This is a genomic window from Yoonia vestfoldensis SKA53, assembly GCF_000152785.1.
Lineage (GTDB): Bacteria > Pseudomonadota > Alphaproteobacteria > Rhodobacterales > Rhodobacteraceae > Yoonia > Yoonia vestfoldensis_A.
Window position 1 is genome coordinate 1273037 of record NZ_CH672414.1, and the last position, 19126, is coordinate 1292162.

The 19126-nt window shown below is 62.4% G+C and carries 18 protein-coding genes and 1 tRNA gene; 7 read left to right on the top strand and 12 right to left on the bottom strand.

The genetic code is table 11. From position 1 onward, the window contains the following. Positions 1 to 2: 2 nt before the first annotated feature. Together SKA53_RS06280 and SKA53_RS06285 are read right to left on the bottom strand one after the other, a co-directional pair. Positions 3 to 1163, bottom strand: a complete 1161-nt coding sequence (locus tag SKA53_RS06280; protein WP_007205251.1) for an MFS transporter — start codon at positions 1161 to 1163, stop codon at positions 3 to 5. Beyond that, positions 1160 to 1456 (bottom strand): ArsR/SmtB family transcription factor, encoded by a 297-nt coding sequence (locus SKA53_RS06285; protein WP_007205252.1) that lies wholly within the window; start codon positions 1454 to 1456, stop codon positions 1160 to 1162. Before SKA53_RS06285 ends, SKA53_RS06280 begins: the two co-directional genes overlap by 4 nt. A gap of 285 nt (positions 1457 to 1741) precedes the next feature. On the opposite strand from SKA53_RS06285, the gene SKA53_RS06290 reads away from it, so the two are divergent. Then, positions 1742 to 2407: an AAA family ATPase gene (locus tag SKA53_RS06290; protein ID WP_110549077.1), complete on the top strand. Its 666-nt coding sequence runs from the start codon at positions 1742 to 1744 to the stop codon at positions 2405 to 2407. Positions 2408 to 2428: 21 nt separating this feature from the next. Continuing rightward, positions 2429 to 4057, top strand: coding sequence for an alpha-D-glucose phosphate-specific phosphoglucomutase (locus SKA53_RS06295; protein WP_007205254.1), 1629 nt, complete (start codon positions 2429 to 2431; stop codon positions 4055 to 4057). 44 nt (positions 4058 to 4101) lie between these two features. On the opposite strand, the gene SKA53_RS06300 is transcribed toward SKA53_RS06295, so the two are convergent. The 3 genes from SKA53_RS06300 to SKA53_RS06310 are packed head-to-tail and all read right to left on the bottom strand — an operon-like array spanning position 4102 to position 7000. Then, positions 4102 to 5412 carry a TRAP transporter large permease gene (locus SKA53_RS06300; RefSeq protein WP_007205255.1) on the bottom strand — a complete coding sequence of 437 codons (1311 nt, stop codon included), beginning with the start codon at positions 5410 to 5412 and terminating at the stop codon, positions 4102 to 4104. After that, complete coding sequence (locus SKA53_RS06305) at positions 5409 to 5939, bottom strand: TRAP transporter small permease (RefSeq protein ID WP_007205256.1); 531 nt, start codon at positions 5937 to 5939, stop codon at positions 5409 to 5411. Before SKA53_RS06305 ends, SKA53_RS06300 begins: the two co-directional genes overlap by 4 nt. 32 nt (positions 5940 to 5971) lie before the next feature. Beyond that, positions 5972 to 7000, bottom strand: a complete 1029-nt coding sequence (locus SKA53_RS06310; RefSeq protein ID WP_007205257.1) for a TRAP transporter substrate-binding protein — start codon at positions 6998 to 7000, stop codon at positions 5972 to 5974. 493 nt (positions 7001 to 7493) lie between these two features. On the opposite strand from SKA53_RS06310, the gene SKA53_RS06320 reads away from it, so the two are divergent. The 4 genes from SKA53_RS06320 to SKA53_RS06335 all read left to right on the top strand — a co-directional run bounded on the left by SKA53_RS06320 (position 7494) and on the right by SKA53_RS06335 (position 12412). Further along, positions 7494 to 8594 (top strand): ABC transporter ATP-binding protein, encoded by a 1101-nt coding sequence (locus tag SKA53_RS06320; RefSeq protein WP_007205259.1) that lies wholly within the window; start codon positions 7494 to 7496, stop codon positions 8592 to 8594. A gap of 79 nt (positions 8595 to 8673) precedes the next feature. Continuing rightward, positions 8674 to 9789, top strand: coding sequence for an extracellular solute-binding protein (locus SKA53_RS06325; protein WP_007205260.1), 1116 nt, complete (start codon positions 8674 to 8676; stop codon positions 9787 to 9789). Positions 9790 to 9915: 126 nt separating this feature from the next. Further along, a complete protein-coding gene (locus SKA53_RS06330) occupies positions 9916 to 11520 on the top strand; it encodes an ABC transporter permease (RefSeq protein ID WP_007205261.1) in 1605 nt (534 codons plus the stop codon). 4 nt (positions 11521 to 11524) lie between these two features. Then, entirely contained in the window at positions 11525 to 12412 is an 888-nt protein-coding gene (locus tag SKA53_RS06335; RefSeq protein WP_007205262.1) for an ABC transporter permease, read from the top strand. 67 nt (positions 12413 to 12479) lie between these two features. Here SKA53_RS06335 and SKA53_RS06340 read toward each other — a convergent pair whose 3' ends face one another. The 7 genes from SKA53_RS06340 to SKA53_RS06370 are packed head-to-tail and all read right to left on the bottom strand — an operon-like array spanning position 12480 to position 18789. After that, positions 12480 to 13409, bottom strand: a complete 930-nt coding sequence (locus tag SKA53_RS06340; RefSeq protein ID WP_007205263.1) for an AEC family transporter — start codon at positions 13407 to 13409, stop codon at positions 12480 to 12482. Between the two features lie 43 nt (positions 13410 to 13452). After that, entirely contained in the window at positions 13453 to 14262 is an 810-nt protein-coding gene (locus SKA53_RS06345; RefSeq protein WP_007205264.1) for an MBL fold metallo-hydrolase, read from the bottom strand. Further along, positions 14259 to 15062, bottom strand: a complete 804-nt coding sequence (locus SKA53_RS06350) for a TatD family hydrolase (protein WP_007205265.1) — start codon at positions 15060 to 15062, stop codon at positions 14259 to 14261. Before SKA53_RS06350 ends, SKA53_RS06345 begins: the two co-directional genes overlap by 4 nt. A gap of 10 nt (positions 15063 to 15072) precedes the next feature. Then, entirely contained in the window at positions 15073 to 16179 is a 1107-nt protein-coding gene (locus SKA53_RS06355) for a DNA polymerase III subunit delta' (protein WP_007205266.1), read from the bottom strand. Beyond that, a complete protein-coding gene (tmk, locus tag SKA53_RS06360; RefSeq protein ID WP_007205267.1) occupies positions 16176 to 16784 on the bottom strand; it encodes a dTMP kinase in 609 nt (202 codons plus the stop codon). Before tmk ends, SKA53_RS06355 begins: the two co-directional genes overlap by 4 nt. Next, positions 16781 to 17959 (bottom strand): D-alanyl-D-alanine carboxypeptidase family protein, encoded by a 1179-nt coding sequence (locus tag SKA53_RS06365; protein WP_007205268.1) that lies wholly within the window; start codon positions 17957 to 17959, stop codon positions 16781 to 16783. The genes tmk and SKA53_RS06365 overlap by 4 nt, the downstream gene beginning before the upstream one ends. A gap of 14 nt (positions 17960 to 17973) precedes the next feature. After that, a complete protein-coding gene (locus SKA53_RS06370; protein WP_040483174.1) occupies positions 17974 to 18789 on the bottom strand; it encodes an SPOR domain-containing protein in 816 nt (271 codons plus the stop codon). A gap of 240 nt (positions 18790 to 19029) precedes the next feature. On the opposite strand from SKA53_RS06370, the gene SKA53_RS06375 reads away from it, so the two are divergent. Next, positions 19030 to 19119, top strand: a tRNA-Ser gene (locus SKA53_RS06375). Positions 19120 to 19126: the final 7 nt, after the last annotated feature.

Sequence of the window (19126 nt, forward strand, 5' to 3'; positions counted from 1 at the left end):
GGTCAGCTGCGTTTGAGGATCAACAGCGCCAATAAGGCCGCCATCCCGATCCCCGCCGTCAGCCAGACCGCGTTGACGCCCCAGCCGGTCAGTGCCGCGCCAAAGATGAGCGGTGCCGCCGCCTGACTGACCCGCGCGGGCGCATTCAGCCAGCCCAGCCGCTGACCGTACCCTGCCGGACCAAACAGCGACAAAGGCAGCGTGCCTTTGGCGATGGTCATGATCCCGTTGCCCGCCCCGTGCAACAGCGCAAAAACATAGGCCGCAGGCCCGCCAAAGCCGATCAGCGCGACCGCCGCCACCGGATGCGCCGCCGCCGCCAGCCGGGTCGAAACCAGCGGATGAAACCGCTGCAACAGGCCGAATTCCAGCACCCGCGCCGCGACCTGCGCAGGCCCGATCAGCGCGCCTGCCGCGATGGCGACAGCGGTGCTGGCCCCCGCCGCCTGCAACAGCCCCGGCAGATGCGCGGCCATGGCGGTGGCGTTGAACCATGCCGCGGCAAAGACAAAGGCCAGCAGCCACAGCGCGCGGCGCGATGGCGGCGGGCCGACAGGCTCGGGGGTAGCGGGTTTGGGCAAAGCCTCGTTGCCGCTCGGCAGCCATGCGTTCAGCGGCAATGCCACCAGCAGATGGATCAGCGCCCAGCCCAGACAGGCCTCGCGCCAGCCCCATGTCGCCAGCATGATCCCCGACAAGGGCCACCCCAATGTGCTGGCAAAGCCCGCGATCAACGTGATGCCGGTGATCGGGCCACGCGCATCTTTGCCATAAATTCCCGCCAGCGTGGCGAACCCGGCCTCGTACAGTCCGATCCCCATGCCAAAGCCCACGACGGCCCAGCCAAGATAGAGCACCGCCGGCACCGGTGCCGCCGCCAGCAGGCACAGCCCCAGCGCAAAGACGATATTCGACAGCATCAGCACCCCGCGCCCGCCGAACCCGTCGATTCGCGCGCCCGCCCAAGGCCCGACGATGGCCGACACCACCAGCGCCATCGAAAACGCGCCGAACACCCAGACCGGCGACAGCCCGAAACTGTCCGCCATCGGGACCGCCAGCACCGCGGGGATGTAATAGCTTGACGCCCAGCCAACGGTCTGGGACGTGCCAAGGGCTGCAATGGTCAGGCCCCGCTTGCTGGCCGACAGTCTGGCGATCACGGGCCGACCCCTGTGCAACAATGTGATGTCAGAAACCCGACCAGCCGGTGCATGGCATCGAAATCGGCTCGATTGAACACCTCGCGCCCTTGCTTGTCCTGCACCACCAGCCCTGCATCCACCAAGGCCGACAGATGATGCGCCAAAGTCGACGGCGCAATCCCCAGATGATCGCCAATCTCGCCCACGCGCAGCCCGTCATGCCCCGCTTTCACCAGCAGGCGAAAGATCGACAGGCGAGCGTCATGGCCAAGGGCAGCCAGCGCACGGGCATGGAGATTCGTGTCGGACATGCAGGCAAAATAACTATAAAATTAGTTTTATAAAGATATATTTCCCGATGACAGCGCCCGCTATTACCGGGCCGCGAAAGGGATGTAGCGCTGTGCGCTCAATAAAGCGGTTTGGGTTTGTGCCATTGCTGCATCGTCTGTCGGGTAGCGATCAGACGACTATCGAGCACTGGGCAGAGATGGCCAATGCAAGGCAGCGAAAGCACAAGGGACATCAATTGCGCCGCAAAAATGTTGCAAGAAACATGTCGCGCCGCAGCGCCAAGCGCGTTAGGTTTGGACAAAATGCACCCAAAACCGACAGGCAAAGATTTGACGATCGAGACACGCCACGTCCATGAGCTGGCCGAGATGCTGCTGCAACGGGATGCGCCGCGCGTGATCATCGCGGTTGCCGGCGCGCCGGGATCGGGCAAATCGACCTTTGCCGCCGAATTGGCCCGCAGGCTTTCGGCGCGCGGCAAGCGCGGTGTCGTTGTGCCAATGGATGGCTTTCATCTGGATAATGCCGTGCTGGAGGCGCGCAGCCTGCTGCCGCGCAAAGGCGCGCCCGAAACCTTCGACGCGCAGGGTTTTGTCCGGCTGATCCGCGCAATCAAGGCGCAAGAGGATGTTTTCGCACCCAGCTTTGACCGCATGCGCGATCTGTCCGTCGCGGGGGCAATCGCTGTGCCTGCCGACGCTTCGTATGTCATTGCCGAAGGCAATTACCTGATGTTCGATGAAAGCCCGTGGTCGGAGCTTGCGGGCCTGTGGGATGTCTCGATCCGGCTGGACGTGCCGATGCCCGAACTGCGCGCGCGGCTGATCCAGCGGTGGCTGAGCCAGAACCTGTCACGCGCCGTCGCCACACGCCGCGCCGAAGGCAACGACATCCCCAATGCACAGCGTGTCATCGCCAAGGCGCTGCCTTGTGATTTCACCTTTGATGGACAACAAGCGCGGGCCTGACCCGCCGCCAAGAGGTATCCCATGCAAATCCGCGACATTGCCACAGCACCCATCCGTGGGCAGGCTCCGGGTACCTCTGGTCTGCGGCGCAAGACCCGCGCCTATATGGCGCCGCTGTTTTTGGAAAATTATGTGCAGGCTATTCTGGATGGCACCGGCGGGGCGGCGGGCAAGACCTATGTGCTAGGCGGCGACGGGCGCTATTTTAACGCCGCGGCGATCCAGATCATCCTGCGCATTCTGGCGGGCAATGGGGCGGCGCGGGTGATGGTCGGGCAAGGCGGGATTCTTTCCACCCCCGCCGCATCGCATCTGATCCGCAAGACCGGCGCGGATGGCGGGTTCATCCTGTCGGCCAGCCATAATCCGGGCGGTATCGACGCGGATTTCGGCCTGAAATACAATATGGGGAATGGCGGGCCTGCGACCGAAACCATGACCGCTGCCATCGTCGTCGCCAGCGAGTCCATCACCCGCATCCGCATGGCCGACAGCGCCGACATCAATCTTGACGCCTTGGGCGCGGCGGCGATCGGCCCGATGCAGGTTCAGATCATCGACCCTGTCACGGATTATCTGGCGCTGATGGAAGATCTGTTCGACCTTGACGCCATCGCCGCGCTGATCGCGGGCGGTTTCACCCTGCGGTTCGATGCGATGCATGCCGTGACCGGCCCCTATGCGCGCGCGCTGCTGGTGGACCGCTGCGGTGCCAGCCCCGACAGCGTGATGAATGCCATCCCCCTGCCCGATTTCGGCGGCGGCCATCCCGACCCCAACCCCGTCTGGGCGGCAGAGCTGATGGGGCTGATGATGAGCCCCGACGCCCCCGATTTCGGTGCCGCCAGCGATGGTGACGGGGACCGCAACATGATTGTCGGGCGCGGCTGCTATGTGACACCTTCCGACAGTCTGGCACTGATTGCGGACCGCGCGGATCTGGCCAAAGGCTATCGCCGCGGGCTGGCGGGGGTGGCGCGTTCGATGCCGACGTCGGGCGCGGTGGACAGGGTGGCAGCGGCCAAGGGGATCGCTTGTCACGAGACGCCGACAGGCTGGAAATTCTTTGGCAACCTGCTGGATACTGGCCAGATCACGCTGTGCGGCGAAGAAAGTGCCGGCACCGGATCGGACCATATCCGTGAAAAAGACGGGCTCTGGGCGGTGTTGATGTGGTTGAACATCATCGCCGTATCAGGGCAAAGCGTGGCCGATCTGATGGCCGCGCATTGGCGAAGCTATGGGCGCAATTATTATTCTCGGCACGATTACGAAGACGTGGACAGCGCTGTTGCCACCTTGCTGATGGCCGATCTGCGCGGGCGGCTGGACCGCTTGCCAGCGCAAAGCTTTGCAGGGCTGCGCGTCACAGCGGCGGATGATTTTGCCTATACCGATCCTGTGGATGGCAGCGTCAGCACCGGCCAAGGTCTGCGGCTGTTTTTCGAAGGCGGTGCGCGCGCGGTCCTGCGCCTGTCGGGCACCGGCACCAGCGGGGCGACCTTGCGGGTCTATCTCGAACAGCTGGTGACGGACGGGGACCTGCATCACGATGCCGGTGACGTGCTGGCCCCGCTGGCAGCGGCTGTCGATGCTATCGCGGGGATTTCGGCGCGGACGGGACGTACAGCGCCGGATGTGAAGACCTGAAAACTTTTATGCCTCCGGCGGGGATATTTGGGCTCCAACGATGATCAGATCAGGATCAGCGTGATGATCGGGAACATGAGCAGGATCACCACGCGGATGATGTCGGAGGCGACGAAAAACACGACGGCACGGTAGGTCGCAGTGATCTTGGTTTCGCGGTCCATGCTGTTGATGATGAAAAGATTCATCCCCACGGGTGGCGTGATCAGCCCAACCTCGACCACGATCAGCACGAGGATGCCGAACCAGATTGCAAGCTCGTCCGGCGTCATCCCGAAATCGAGGGTGGAGATCACCGGCCAGAAGATCGGCACCGTCAGCAGGATCATCGACAAGCTGTCCATCAAACAGCCGAGAATCAGATAGAAGACCAAAATAAGCACGATGATCATCATCGGGCTGAACCCCTGCCCCGCGACCCAGGTTGAGAGTTCTTGCGGCACCTGCGTCAGCGCGAGAAAACCGTTGTAAAAGGCCGCCCCGAGCACGATGAAAAAGATCATCCCCGTGCCGGTTGCGGTTTGCATCAGGCTGTCGCGTAAAGCCCCCCAGCCAAGCTTGCCCGCCGCCAGCGCGATCACCCCCGTGCCTGCCGCGCCCACCGCAGCCCCTTCGGTGGGCGTGAACCAGCCGCTATAGATGCCGCCGACCACCAGCCCAAAGACCAAGAGCACCGGCCAGACCGGCAGCAGGGCCTGCAAGCGGTCGCGCATCGGCAGGCGGTCTTGTGTGCCGGCCTGATCGGGGTAGAGCCGCACATAGATGGCAATGGTCAGCATATAGCCCAAGGCCGCCAGCAGGCCGGGGATGATGGCTGCGGCGAAAAGCTTGGCGATGTTTTGTTCGGTCAGGATCGCATAGATCACCAAGATCACCGAAGGCGGGATCAGGATGCCGAGCGTGCCACCCGCCGCCAGTGTCGCCGTGGCAAAGCCGCCCGCATAGCCCGACCGGCGCAATTCAGGCAGCGCGACCTTGCTCATCGTCGCGGCTGTCGCAAGCGATGAGCCGCAGATCGCCCCGAACCCCGCGCAGGCCCCGACAGCGGCCATGGCCATCCCGCCTTTGCGATGCCCCAGAAAGGCACCTGCTGCGCGAAACAAGGCCTGCGACATGCCCGAATGGGTGGCGAATTGCCCCATCAGCAAAAACAGCGGAATGATCGACAGGCTATAGCTGGAAAAGGTGGAATAGGTCTCGGACTTTAGCCGCGCCATGAAGACGGTTGTCCCGTCAGTGGCCAGCCACAGCCCGCCGATCCCGCAAATGAGCATGGCAAGGCCAATCGGCGCGCGCAGAAAGATAAGCCCCAGCAGGACAGGAAACGACAAAAACCCGAGGGCAAGATCGCTCATCCCGCGCGCTTTCCGCTCAGCCGCAGGGCCGCACAATAGAGGCTGACGATACAGGCGACGCAGGCGGCGGCAAGGCAGGCCGCATAGCCCCACCAGACCGGAAACTGCAACATAAAGGTGGTTTCGCCATAGCGCAATTTATCCTGCATCCCTGCGAACAGCCGCCATGTGATCAGCACGATCACCAGCGCCATCACCACCGACCAAAAGGCAGACAACGCTGCATTGATGCGCGCGCCCAGCCCGGCGGTAAAGATATCGACCCGCGCATGCGACTGCGTCAGCTGCGTCAACGGCAAAAAGCTGAACACGGCAAAGGCCATGCCCGCCTCGACCAGTTCGTAATCGCCCGTCACAGGGCCAAGACCCGCCCCGCGCACCAGATCGCCAAAACCCGCCATGATCGCCAGCGCGCCCAATTCGCGCCCCGCGATGCTGGCACAGACAAGACAGACCAGCCCGATCAAGACGGAGCCGCCCAGCAATGCCGTACCTTGGGCCAAACGCGTGATTAGCAGATGCAACAAAAGGCAACCTCGGGGATAAACGCCCCCGCTGTCTAGTCCTTGCCCGCGTGCTTGGCAATCAAGGCGGTAGCGGCAGCATAAAGCCCGGTGCCGTCGATGCCTGCGGCGTCAGCTTCGGCAATCCAGGCGGCGGTGGTGGCGGCGGCGGCCTCGCGCCAGGGGGCGGTCTGATCGGGCGTCAGGGTGATGATGCTATTGCCGGCAGCAACCGCCAGTGCGCGAGCATCCGCGTCACCGGCCTGCTGGGTGCGTCCGGCAAAGGCGGAAAACTCCAGGCCCGAATTGGCGTCGATCACAGCTTTCAGATCATCCGGCAAGGCGTTGTAACTGTTTGTATTCATCGCCAGAATAAAGGTTGCAGCATAAAGCGCGGCACCGTCGAATTCGGTATGGTTGGTGACCAGTTCCTGCACGCGGATCGAAGGGGCAACCTCCCACGGAATAACGGCACCATCAATCACGCCGCGCGACAAAGCCTCTGGCACGGCAGGCACGGGCATGCCGACAGCGGTGGCACCCAGATCGGTCAGCAGGTTGGTGATCACCCGGGTGGGTCCGCGCAGTTTCAGCCCTTCGAGGTCCGTGATCGCGGCGACGGGGCGGTTGGCGTGGATGATCCCAGGGCCATGCACCCACAGGCCCAAGGGCTTGAACGCAGCGAAATCGCTGTCCATCATTCGCGCTTCGGCCAGGTCCCAAAAGGCCCGCGATGTGACCTCGGCATCCGGCGAGATAAAGGGCAGCTCGAACACTTCAAGCTGCGGGAACCGGCCCGGCGTATAGCCCGGCAGCGTCCAGACAATATCGGCCACGCCGTCGATCACCTGATCAATCAGCTGCGGCGGTGTGCCACCCAACTGCATCGACGGAAACCGGTCGATCTTGATACGCCCGTTGCTGTCGGCCTCGACCCTGTCGGCCCAGACATCAAGGATATTGGCAGGCACATTGGCCTGCGCGGGCAGGAATTGGTGCAAGCGCAGCGTCACTTCCTGCGCGCTCGCGGCGGTCCCGATGGCAAAGGCCACAAGGCCAGCGAACAAAGTGCGGGTGATGATCATGGAAGCCTCCCTCGAAAAACTCACCGCAGCTTTGCGCCAACGCCCGTTGCGGCGCAAGGGCAATGACGCCACATCACCCGCGCCACCCCGAGGGCAGGACCACCGCATTGACGACATAATGGCAATGCCGCTTCACGCTTCGCCCAAGACTGGCGCGCGCCCCGCCCCGTTCACCCTTATCATCCTCCAAGCCCAAATATCCCCGCCGGAGGCCGCAACTGCGTCGCAGACGCAGGCAGCGCTGAAACCGACGGCCACAGGCAGACGACCCCAATAGGGCATGCGGGCTGTCCGGCATGTGCCGGACAAACCTTCAACCCACTTTCCACAAATTGCCGCAAGCGACATCAGCACGCACAATGATTGCGCTTTTAGGGTCTGTTTGCGCAACATGTCGGTTTTGTCTGAAAAAGGTGCCCTTTCGCGTTGCATCTCGGGGCTTGCGGCGCTTTAGTCATGGAAAATAAATAACCAAAACCGGGGAGGTTTGGGATTGCAACAAGTCAAGAACGACGAAGCTTTCGTCGCGTTCGAACGCGTGCAAAAAAGTTACGACGGTGAAACACTGGTCGTCAAAGATCTTAATCTGGCGATACCCAAGGGCGAATTTCTGACCCTGCTTGGCCCGTCGGGATCGGGCAAGACGACCTGCCTGATGATGCTGGCCGGGTTCGAAACCGCAACGCATGGCGATATCCGGCTCGACGGTGTCTCGGTCAACAACATCCCCCCACACAAGCGCGGGATCGGCATGGTGTTCCAGAATTACGCGTTGTTTCCGCATATGACGGTGGGGGAAAACCTGTCGTTTCCGCTCGAAGTCCGCAAGATGGGCAAATCCGAACGCGAGGCTAAGGTCAAACGCGCGCTGGACATGGTGCAGATGGGCGATTTCGCCGCCCGCCGTCCGGCACAGATGTCCGGCGGACAGCAGCAGCGGGTGGCACTCGCACGGGCGCTGGTGTTTGAACCCGAACTGGTGCTGATGGATGAACCCTTGGGCGCGCTGGACAAGCAATTGCGCGAAACCCTGCAATTCGAGATCACCAATCTGGCGCATCAACTGGGCATTACCGTGGTCTATGTGACCCATGACCAGACCGAGGCGCTGACAATGTCGGACCGCGTCGCGGTGTTCAACGATGGCCGCATCCAGCAACTGGCCACGCCCGACGATCTGTACGAGCGTCCGCAAAACAGTTTCGTGGCGCAATTCATCGGCGAAAACAACACGTTGACCGGTGTGGTGCAGGATATATCTGACAAAAGCTGCACCGTGCGGCTGGACAGCGGCGATGTGATCGACGCGATGCCGGTCAATGTTGGCGCCGTCGGCGACCGCACCAAAGTTTCGATCCGCCCCGAACGGGTCGAGATCGACAAGACCCGCCTGCAACCCGGCGCGCATACGCTCAAGGCCGAAGTGCTGGAATTCATCTATATGGGTGATATTTTCCGCACCCGTCTGCGTGTCGCGGGGATGGATGATTTCGTCATCAAGACCCGCAACGCCCCCGATCAGGTCCGGCTGACACCCGGCACCAAGATCGACATCGGCTGGTTGGCACAGGATTGCCGCGCGCTCGACGCGTGACGGCTTTTGCAGGGTCACCGCCGCCCGGTGGGTGACCCTCATGACAAGACGAACCGGGCGTGACAACGGGAGAAAAATAATGAAACTGACCAAAGCAATGATGGCAACGACAGCGCTGACGCTGGCCGGAACCTCCGCCTTTGCTGGCGGCCATATGGCCAATGACATGACAATCGTCAGCTGGGGCGGCGCCTATCAGGCGAGCCAGGATTCTGCCTATCTGCAACCCTATCTGGCGGCCAACCCTGACGTCCGCGCGTCTTGGGACGAAAGCTCGCCCGAGGCCGTGGCAAAGCTGCGCGCGATGGACGAAGCCGGCAACCTGACTTGGGACCTTGTCGATGTGGTGGCCGCCGATGCGATCCGCCTGTGCGACGAAGGTCTGGCGATGGAAATCGACCATGACGCCCTTCTGGCCGCTGCCCCTGATGGCACATCAGCGTCCGAGGATTTCGGCGACCTGATCGTGTCGGATTGTTTTATTCCGCAGATCGCCTATTCCACAACCAACGCGTATCGCACCGATGTGACCGCCTGGAACGGCGCAACACCCGGCGATATCTGCGCCTTGTTCGATCTGGAAACCTTCCCCGGCACCCGGACCCTGCAGCGTGTGCCGCTTGATAACCTTGAATGGGCGCTGATCTGTGATGGCGTGCCTTTCGTAGATGTTTATGACACGCTGGAAACGACAGAAGGTCAGGACCGCGCCTTTGCCAAGCTGGACACGATCAAGGACAGCACGATCTGGTGGACATCTGCCGCCGAAAGCATCCAGTCGCTGGCCGATGGCGAAGCCGTGATGGGCTCGTCCTACAATGGCCGCTTCTTCTCGGCGATCGTGGAACAGGACCAGCCATTGGCAATGCTCTGGGATGCACAGGTCTATGACCTTGACGGCTGGATCATCCCCACCGGCCTGCCCGAGGATCGTCTGGCCCGCGTGCTGGATTTCGTCTTCTTCGCGACAGACACACAGCGTCTGGCGGATCAGTCCAAGTTCATCTCTTATGGCCCAGCACGTGCATCATCGGCACCGCTGGTATCCACCCATGCAACTTTGGGCATCGAAATGGCACCACATATGCCAACCGATCCGGCAAACTCATCCAATGCCTTCGTGCAAAATTACATGTGGTGGGCGGATTACCGCGACGACCTGGATGCACGTTTCCAGGCCTGGCTGGCCCAGTAAATCACTGATTGCAGGGCGGGGATATCCCCGCCCTACGCCTGACACAAAGGCGCGGCCGCAGCGGTCGTGCTGAAAGGTAGGGCGGGGTTAACCCCGCCTTACGCCCCCAACCAAAGGTCCCGTCCCATGGCAGAACAGATGATGGCCGCCGATGGCCGCACGCTCAAATCAAGCTTGAACCGTGCCTTGCGCCGCCAGAAACTGCGCGCGCTGTTGCTGATCACGCCGCTGTTGCTGTTCATCCTGATCACCTTTGTCGTCCCCATCGGACAGATGTTGTTCCGGTCGGTGGAAAACCAGATTGTCGGCGACACCATCCCGCGCACCGTCGAGGCCCTTGCCGATTGGGACGCCGCGACCGACCCCGTGCCGGACGAAGACGTGTTCCGCGCCTTTGCCGCCGATATGATGGTTGCCGTCGAAGAACGCATTCACACCCGCCTTGGCTCACGGCTGAATTACGAAACCGCGGGGATCTCGTCGCAATTCCGCCGGTCTGGCCGCGATGTCGAGGATATGGGCGAAGAGCTGACCGCCCAGTTCACAGCCCTTGATCCGGCATGGCAAGATCCTGCGACATGGGTCGCGCTGATGGCCGACCCAGACTGGATTGCTGACAGCGCAACAGCGCAAACAGAACCCGCCTTCATTATCTCTGACGCCGCGCGCGACGCCCTGCCCCGCACCGCCGATATCTATGCCGATTTCGCCCGTGTGACACAGGTGATCAACACCGACAGCCCCACCGAAGAACAACCCTGGAACGTCGTCTATATCGCGCTGTACCAGGATCTGATCGCCAACCCCGCACCGCAGATCGCGGGCGCGCCCGATGGGTTACTGGGTGCCGCAGGCGCTGCGGTGGCTGGCTTTGTCGCCCCCGATATGCGGGCCGCCTTTGTCGACAGCGACGCTGGCTGGGGCAGCACAGCGACATGGCAGACGATCCAGACCTACAGCCCGGCCTATACCAGCAGCTATTTCTTGAATTCGGTCGACCTCAAACAGACCCCCGATGGCATCGAAATTGCCCCCGAGAACCAGCAGATCTATGTGAAATTGTTCATTCGCACGCTGATCATGTCGCTGACGATCATGGTGTCGTGCATTCTGCTGGGCTATCCTGTCGCCTGGATGCTGGCGAACCTGCCATCACGGCAGGCCAATCTGATGCTGATCCTCGTGCTGCTGCCATTCTGGACATCGCTTCTGGTGCGGACATCGGCGTGGAAGGTGCTGCTGCAACAGCAAGGCGTGATCAACGACCTGCTGGTCTGGGTCGGCTTGGTGGGCGATGAAAGCCGATTGACGATGATCAACAATGCCACCGGCACGATCATTGCGATGACGCATATCCTGCTGCCCTTCATGATCCTGCCGCTGTATTCGGTGATGAAAACCATCCCGCCGAGCTATCTGCGCGCAGCAAAATCCTTGGGCGCGACCAATTGGACCGCGTTCTGGCGGGTCTATTTCCCGCAATCGGTGCCTGGGATCGGGGCGGGGTCGATCCTCGTGTTCATCCTGTCGATCGGCTATTACATCACACCCGAAATCGTGGGTGGTACATCGGGGATCTTTATCTCGAACCGCATCGCCTATCACATTTCCAGCTCGCTGAACTGGGGGTTGGCGGCCGCGCTGGGGACAATCCTGCTGGCCGTCGTGCTGGCGCTCTACTGGGCCTATGACCGGATCGTCGGCATCGACAACGTGAAACTCGGAGGATAACGCCATGACGTCGCTGCCCATCTACGCCACCACGGGCCAGAAGATCTGGCATTACACCTTCCGCGTCATTGTCGGGTTGATCCTGTTCTTTCTGATCGCCCCGATCATCATCATCATCCCGCTGTCGTTCAATGCCGAAAGCTTTTTCACCTTCACGCCGGAAATGTTGGCGCTGGACCCCGCAGGCTATTCGCTGCGCCATTACCGCGACTTCTTTACCAATCCTGACTGGATCAGACCGCTGCAGAATTCGCTGATCATCGCGCCCTTTGCGACCGTCCTGTCGGTCAGTCTGGGCACGCTGGCCGCGATCGGGCTGTCGCAATCGCATGTGCCCTACCGGCGCGCGATCATGGCGATCCTGATTTCGCCGATGATCGTGCCATTGATCATTTCGGCCACCGGCATGTTCTTCTTCTACAGCCAGATGGGGCTGTGGATGGAAAACACGCTGGGGTTCTCGCGGTCGTTCACCGGCTATGTCAAGGTGATCCTGGCCCATGCGGCCCTTGGTATTCCCTTCGTGATCATCACGGTCACGGCGACGCTGGTAGGGTTTGACCATTCACTGACGCGCGCGGCCGCCAATATGGGGGCCACACCGACACAGACGTTTTTCAAGGTGCAGATGCCGCTGATCCTGCCCGGTGTGGTGTCAGGCGGGCTGTTTGCCTTTATCACATCTTTTGACGAGGTGGTCGTGGTCCTGTTCGTCGGTGCCGCCGCCCAGAAAACCCTGCCTTGGCAGATGTTTACCGGCCTGCGCGAACAGATCAGCCCGACGATCCTTGCGGCGGCGACGGTGCTTGTGGCTATCTCGATCGTGCTCTTGGCCACGGTGGAAATGCTGCGCCGCCGGTCCGAACGGCTGCGCGGCCTGTCGCCCAACTGACCACCGCATCGTCGCTTTGTTCAAAATACTCCCGCCAGAGGCGGACGGCCCGCATGGGCCGTTCCAGCTAAGGCAACACCGCAAGCCAGCCCCAGACCGTCAGTATCGACAGCCCCGTCGCCAACAAGACTGAGGATGCTGCGACCCGGCGCGCGCGGCCATACATATTGGCAAAGATATAGGCATTCACCCCGGGCGCCATTGCCGCTGTCAGCATGGCGGATCGCGTGCCGGCAATGCCCAGGCCACCCGCTTGCGCAAGCGCCCAAACCACCGCCGGATGCACCACCAACGACACCGCGACAACATAGATGATCGTGCGCATGTCGCCTTCAGGGCGGTAGCGATACAGCACCCCACCCAGCCCGAACAAGGCGGCAGGCAAAGCCGCGCGCGCAATCAGGTCGAGCGCATCCGTCAGCACCGCCGGCGCAGGAACCCCCGACAGGTTGACGACGAACCCCAAGGCGATCCCGATGATCAGCGCATTCTGAAACATCGCCCGCAGCACCTTGGCCGGCAAGGCGGTCAGCGCCGCACCCCGATTGCGTGCGATTTCCATCGCGGTGATACCGATACCATAGCAAAACGGCGAATGGATCGCGATAATCGCATAATTGGATTCCAATGCCGTGGCGCCGTAGGCGCGTTCGGTGATCGGCAGCCCCAGCAGCAAAGAGTTCGAGAACAGACAGCAAAACCCGATGGCGACGCTATCTTCCCAATCACGCCCGAAAATATACCGCGCGCCCAAAAGCCCGGCCAGAAACCCCGTGAAAGCCCCGGCATAGAAACTGCCCAGCAGCAACAAATCAAAATTCTGTTGCAGATCCAACGTCGAGATGGCGCGGAACAGCAGGCAGGGAATGGCGAAATTCTGGGTGAATTTCATCAGCCCGTCCACGCCGGCATCGCTGAAATAGCCTTTCCAGACCGCCAGATAGCCAAAGCCGATCACGAAGAAAACGGGCAGGATGACGTCGATCAGCGCGGCCATTGGCGGATTCCTTGGAAAACTTCTATGCCTCCGGCGGGGATATTCAGGCTCGGAAGCAGGGGAAAGTCAGCGTCAGCCCGTCATAGGCGGGCAGAACATGAGCGGGGGTTTCGGCGGCAATGGTGGCGTAGTCCAGATCGACATGCATATTGGTCAGAACGGCCTGACGCGGCGCGACCTTGGTGATCCAGCCCAGCGTCTTTTCCAGATGCGCATGGCTGGGGTGCGGTTTGCGGCGCAAGGCATCGACGATCCAGCAATCCAGCCCGGCAAGCGCAGGCCAGACAGCATCGGGGATGTCAGAGACGTCAGGCAGATAGGCCACAGCGCCAATCCGGAACCCCAGCGCGTCAATATTGCCATGCGCCACTTTGAAAGGTGTCAAGGTTACCGGCCCGCCTGCGCCCTCGATGGTCACATCGCCGTCGATCAGGTTCAAATCGCAGATCGGCGGATAATCCGATCCTGCGGGCTGCACAAAGGCATAGCCGAACCGCGCCAGCAAGGCATCACAGGTATCGCCATCAGCCCAGACCGGCAGCCTTTGCCGCGTCTGGAACACGATCATCCGCAGATCGTCGATCCCGTGGACATGATCGGCATGGGCATGGGTGTAAACGACAGCATCAACCGTGCTGACGCCTGCATCCAGCAACTGGCTGCGCATGTCGGGCGACGTGTCGATCAGCACGCGGGTCGTGCCATCCTTGCCCTGCCGCGTGATCAACAGTGAACAGCGCCGCCGTGCGTTGCGCGGATCGGTGGGATCGCAATCACCCCAATCATTGCCCAGCCGTGGCACCCCGCCGGACGACCCGCAGCCAAGGATGGTAAAGCTGATTGTGTCGCTCATGCTGCTGCTTTCCAGAAAAGCCGGTCGAAATTGGCATTGGTCGCGGCGGCGAAAGCGGCATAGTCGAGACCGAAAAGCGCCGCCCCCACAGCCGCGGTATGGGCGGTATAGGCCGGCTCGTTGCGCCGCCCGCGGTGCGGTGGCGGGGCCAGATAGGGGCTGTCGGTTTCCAGCAGCACCCGCTCTAGCGGCACATTGGCAAAGATGTCGCGCAATTGCTGGCTTTTGGGAAAGGCCGCAATACCCGACATCGACAGGTAGAACCCCAGATCAAGCGCCGCCTTGCCCAATGCCGCAGAGCTGGAAAAGCAATGCATCACGCAAGTGTACGCGCCGTTGCGGTATTCCTCGGCCAAGATCCGCGCCATGTCGTCATCGGCGTCGCGGGCATGGATGATCAACGGCAGGCCGGTTTCACGCGCCGCCGCGATATGGATGCGCAGGCTGGATTGCTGGATCGCCTTGCTGTCGGCGGTGTAATGGTAATCAAGGCCGGTTTCCCCGATGCCTACGAATTTTGGGTGCTGTGCCAGCGCGACAAGGTCATCCACCGTCACCGGCGGATGGTCTGCTGCCGACATCGGATGCACACCGGCGGCATAGAAAACCGAGGGATATTTTTCCGCGATAGCCCGCACAGCCGGTTCATTGTGCAGCTTTGTGCAGATCGTCACCATCCGCGTCACCCCTGCGGCCAGCGCGCGCGCGATCACTGCGTCGCGTTCACCCTCGAAATCGGGGAAATCAAGGTGGCAGTGGCTGTCGGTAATTGGGGTGGCGGCGATCGGGCTTTGGGTCATGGCGCGGCTTTCAGGCTGCGGCGACGCCTTGCGCCGTCTCTTCAATCTTGAAGATCATATCAAGGATCAGCGCGGCAGGGTCAAGGTTCACCGCGCGCCCGTGGCGCGACCTTTCGGACAGGTCCTGCTGCAATTGCGCCCACGCCTGTGCGGCGCGCGGGTCGGGGGCAAGTTTTGCAAGCAACAAAGCCTCGCCCGCAGCCCCTTGGGTGTCGGGTGCGCCCAGCAGGCCGGCACGCGCCACACGCGCCACAAACAAATCGATCAGGTCAAGCGTCAGTCCGAACCGCGCCTCGGCCCCGCGCCCGCTGCAGGCTTCGGCCAAGGCCAGCGCGGCCTGCCGGTCGATCCGTGGCAGCGCGCCGAACAGCCGGACCAGATCGGCGTAGAGCGCAAGGCCGCCACTGCCCAACAGCCGGATCGCATCCCCGACCGACCCGCCGGCAAGGGCGGCAAGGCCCGCTGCATTGTCGCTGCGATGCCCAGCTTGGGCCAGCGCGCGGGCCAGATCCTCGGGCGACAGCGGGCCACAGCGCAATTCGCGGCAGCGCGACCGGATCGTGGGCAACAGCCGTGACGGTTGATGCGCCACCAAAAGGATCACAGCACCTGCGGGCGGTTCTTCCAATTCCTTGAGGATGGCATTGGCGGCGTTGCGGTTCATTTCATCCGCGGCATCGACGATCACGACACGCCGCCCGCCATCGGTGGCTGACATCTGGAAGAAATGCTTGAGATTGCGCACCGCATCCACGGTGATTTCGCCGCGCAGCTTGGCTGTCTTTTCGTCCCAAGGGCGGCGGATCAGTGCAAGGCGCGGATGCGCGCCCGATTGCACCAGACGCGCATCAGGGTGATCGGGGGACACATTCAGCGTGACCTCGCCCAGCATGTCGGGCGGCGCATCGGCCAGCAGGAAGGTCGCGATTTTCCAGGCCAGCGTCGCCTTGCCCACGCCGCGCGGGCCGGTGATCAGCCAGCCTGAATGCATACGGCCTGCGGTGAAGGCGTCCAGAAACGCGGCTTCGGCGGCGTGTTGGCCGTAAAGCACGGGCGTTTCACGCGGATGCGGCGCGCCGTCCAGCCGGTCCGGTTCTGGGATGGTGTCATCGCTCATAGATGCGCCGCCACATCGCTGGCGATCTGGTCTGGCGTGCGGTTGCCGTCAATCAGCACGCAGCGTTGCGCTTCGGCGCGCGCGAGCGCCAGAAAACCGTGGCGCAGGGTTTCCTGAAACGGCAGGCCGAAATCCTCGAACCGGTCTTCGCCCGACCGGCGGGCAAGGCCGCGCTCAAGGGCGGTGGCGGGGTCCATGTCGATGACAAAGGTCAGATCGGGTTCACGCCCGATCATCAGCGCATGAAGTGCGTCAACCTTGGCGCGCAGATCGCCACGGGTGGCCCCTTGATAGACGCGGGTGCTGTCGGCGAAACGGTCGGACACCACAGTTTTTCCGGCGGCAAGCGCAGGCAGGATCGTTTTTTCCAGATGGTCACGGCGCGCGGCGGTGAACAGAAGGATTTCGGTTTCCGCCGACCAGCGGTCAGTATCGCCAGTCAGCAAAAGCTGGCGAATTTCCTCGGCGCCTTGGCTGCCGCCCGGTTCGCGGGTGAGGATCACGTCATGGCCCTGATCGCCCAGCCATTGCGCCAAGCGGCGCGCCTGTGTCGATTTGCCCGATCCGTCGATGCCTTCGAAGGTGATGAACCTTGGTCTGGTCATGCGCCGTCAGGCTCTGCGCCCGAGGTCAGGCCGTATTTGGCCCACAATACCTGTGCTGCGGTGCGCATCCTTATGCCGAACCCGCCCAAGGGCACATCGGCCTGCGTGACCAGCGGCACACGCTTTTCCGGCAGACCGTCAAGCGTGATAATCAGCTCGCCCACCTGTTGGCCCGCGCTCACCGGCGCTTGCAACGGGCCGTCAAAGATCACCTGCGCGTCAAGCGCGCCGTCATGCAGGACCGGCACCAGCAGGCGCAGGTCTTCGGCCACGGTCAGCCCCACGCTTGGCGCAGCCCCCATCCAGACATCGGCACTGGCGATCTGGGTTCCGGCCACAGCGAGATCGCGTTCGGCAAACTGGCGAAACGCCCAATTGACGATGCGTTCGGATTCCTCGGCCCTGTCGCGGGCCGTCTGCAGCCCGGTGACCACAAAGATCACACGGCGGTTGCCTTGCATGGCAGACCCCACCAGCCCATAGCCCGCCTCTTGGGTATGGCCGGTCTTGAGCCCGTCCGCCCCGATCCCCATCGCCAGGATCGGGTTGCGGTTTTGCGAATTGGACGGCACGCGGTTGTCAAAGGCGAATTCGGTTTCCGAAAACAGCGGATAGAAGGTCGGGAAATCGCTGATCAGGCGGCTGGACAGGATGCCCAGATCCTTGACCGACATCCGGTGCTCGGCCGCAGGCCAACCGCTGGCGTTGACAAAAAACGACTGCGTCATGCCCAGTTGGCGGGCGCGGTCGGTCATCATACGGCCAAATCCCGCCTCGGTGCCATCGGGCGACAAAGCCTCGGCCAGAACCACGCTGGCGTCATTGCCGGACAGAACGATCACACCGCGCAGCAAATCTTCGACGCGCACACGGTCGGTGGTGTCCAGAAACATCGACGAGCCGCCAAAACTGGCGGCATGGGCAGACACTGGCAGGACATCGTCTATCGACAGCCGGCCATCGGCGATCGCCTCGAAGGCCATGTAGATCGTCATCAGCTTCGACATAGAGGCCGGCGGCAGCGGTAGATCGGCATCCTTGGCCAGCAGGACCGTGCCGGTGGTCTGGTCATAGACATAAGCGGCGCGTGCGCTGGTTTCCAGCGCCTGCGCCTGCGCCGCGGTGGCGCAGATCATGATCAGACCGGCAATCAGGCCACGTGCTGTGTATTTCATCGGCTATCCTTTTGTCATTCGTCTGCCAGCACGAAGGCATCCACGAAGCCGAGCGCCCTGACCCGCGCCAGCGCCTGTTGATCCGCAACCGACCCCGCCACGACGCGCCAGACGCTGCGGCCACCGGCCTGCTGCTCGGTCACGCTCACCCCGAAACCCGCGGTTGTCAATGTGGCGGCGGCGGCATCGGCATTGGCGCGCACGCTGAACACGCCGATCTGCGCCAGAGGGCGTGCAGGCAGGGCTGTCGCGCCCGCCGGTGGCAAGGCAGCGACAGTGACCGGTGCGACAGCGGCGTCAGTGGTCATATCAGCGGTGGGTGCCACGGTGGTATCGGCGGCGGTTTCGGCAGCGGGATCAGCGGGCAGATCCGCGGGTGCGATAACGATCTCTTCGCGGCGTAACACGACGACGTTCAGATCGGTCGGCGCGCCTGCGAGAACGCCAAGTTCTTCGGCCGCGTCAGAGGATAATTGCAGCACCGGACCGGGATTTGCGCGTTCGCGCCGAAATAATGCACCGACCGTGGATTGTCCGTTCGTGGCATTGCGGATCACCACACGTTCAGGATCACGCACATCGGGATGCGCCACCCAGATCCCGCCCAACGATGGCCGGCCATCCCACAGGCCAGTGTCCGTCACCTCGAAGATATCTGGCCGTTCGACATCCTGTTCGGTGCGCAGAACGCCGGGCGCTGCGGCGGTTGCCAGCGCCCCGTCGCTTGCGCTGCCCGCCCGCTCCGGCGCGCAAGCAGCGAGCAGCAAGGCACAGCACAGCGCGCAAGACAGCCGTGACCCACGCCCGTATCCGTCAGGTTTGCCTGTCATGTTCAGCCCTCTCTTATCCACCTCTTGCGAGCAGATATCAGCCCCGATGCGGTATTCTGTGCGGATGGGTTGCGCGGTGCGGACCAGCCCCCGGCCCCGCGACACAACCCCCGCACGATTTTGCCGAAGGATAGCGGCCTGCGGCGGACAATGAAAGTGTCTAGGCCGGACGACACAATTTTTTCACCCCCACGGATCGCGCTTTTCGAATCGTTGCGCAGTCGCTAACAGGGCCAGGTCGGAGGAGTGGCAGAGTGGTTGAATGCACCGGTCTTGAAAACCGACGTAGGTGAAAGTCTACCGTGGGTTCGAATCCCACCTCCTCCGCCAGAATGAC

Coding starts and splice junctions, on each gene's coding strand:
- SKA53_RS06285 (WP_007205252.1), bottom strand. CDS start 1,456: ATGTCCGACACGAATCTCCATGCCCGTGCGCTGGCTGCCCTTGGCCAT.
- SKA53_RS06290 (WP_110549077.1), top strand. CDS start 1,742: ATGCACCCAAAACCGACAGGCAAAGATTTGACGATCGAGACACGCCAC.
- SKA53_RS06295 (WP_007205254.1), top strand. CDS start 2,429: ATGCAAATCCGCGACATTGCCACAGCACCCATCCGTGGGCAGGCTCCG.
- SKA53_RS06300 (WP_007205255.1), bottom strand. CDS start 5,412: ATGAGCGATCTTGCCCTCGGGTTTTTGTCGTTTCCTGTCCTGCTGGGG.
- SKA53_RS06310 (WP_007205257.1), bottom strand. CDS start 7,000: ATGATCATCACCCGCACTTTGTTCGCTGGCCTTGTGGCCTTTGCCATC.
- SKA53_RS06325 (WP_007205260.1), top strand. CDS start 8,674: ATGAAACTGACCAAAGCAATGATGGCAACGACAGCGCTGACGCTGGCC.
- SKA53_RS06330 (WP_007205261.1), top strand. CDS start 9,916: ATGGCAGAACAGATGATGGCCGCCGATGGCCGCACGCTCAAATCAAGC.
- SKA53_RS06335 (WP_007205262.1), top strand. CDS start 11,525: ATGACGTCGCTGCCCATCTACGCCACCACGGGCCAGAAGATCTGGCAT.
- SKA53_RS06340 (WP_007205263.1), bottom strand. CDS start 13,409: ATGGCCGCGCTGATCGACGTCATCCTGCCCGTTTTCTTCGTGATCGGC.
- SKA53_RS06345 (WP_007205264.1), bottom strand. CDS start 14,262: ATGAGCGACACAATCAGCTTTACCATCCTTGGCTGCGGGTCGTCCGGC.
- SKA53_RS06350 (WP_007205265.1), bottom strand. CDS start 15,062: ATGACCCAAAGCCCGATCGCCGCCACCCCAATTACCGACAGCCACTGC.
- SKA53_RS06355 (WP_007205266.1), bottom strand. CDS start 16,179: ATGAGCGATGACACCATCCCAGAACCGGACCGGCTGGACGGCGCGCCG.
- tmk (WP_007205267.1), bottom strand. CDS start 16,784: ATGACCAGACCAAGGTTCATCACCTTCGAAGGCATCGACGGATCGGGC.
- SKA53_RS06365 (WP_007205268.1), bottom strand. CDS start 17,959: ATGAAATACACAGCACGTGGCCTGATTGCCGGTCTGATCATGATCTGC.
- SKA53_RS06370 (WP_040483174.1), bottom strand. CDS start 18,789: ATGACAGGCAAACCTGACGGATACGGGCGTGGGTCACGGCTGTCTTGC.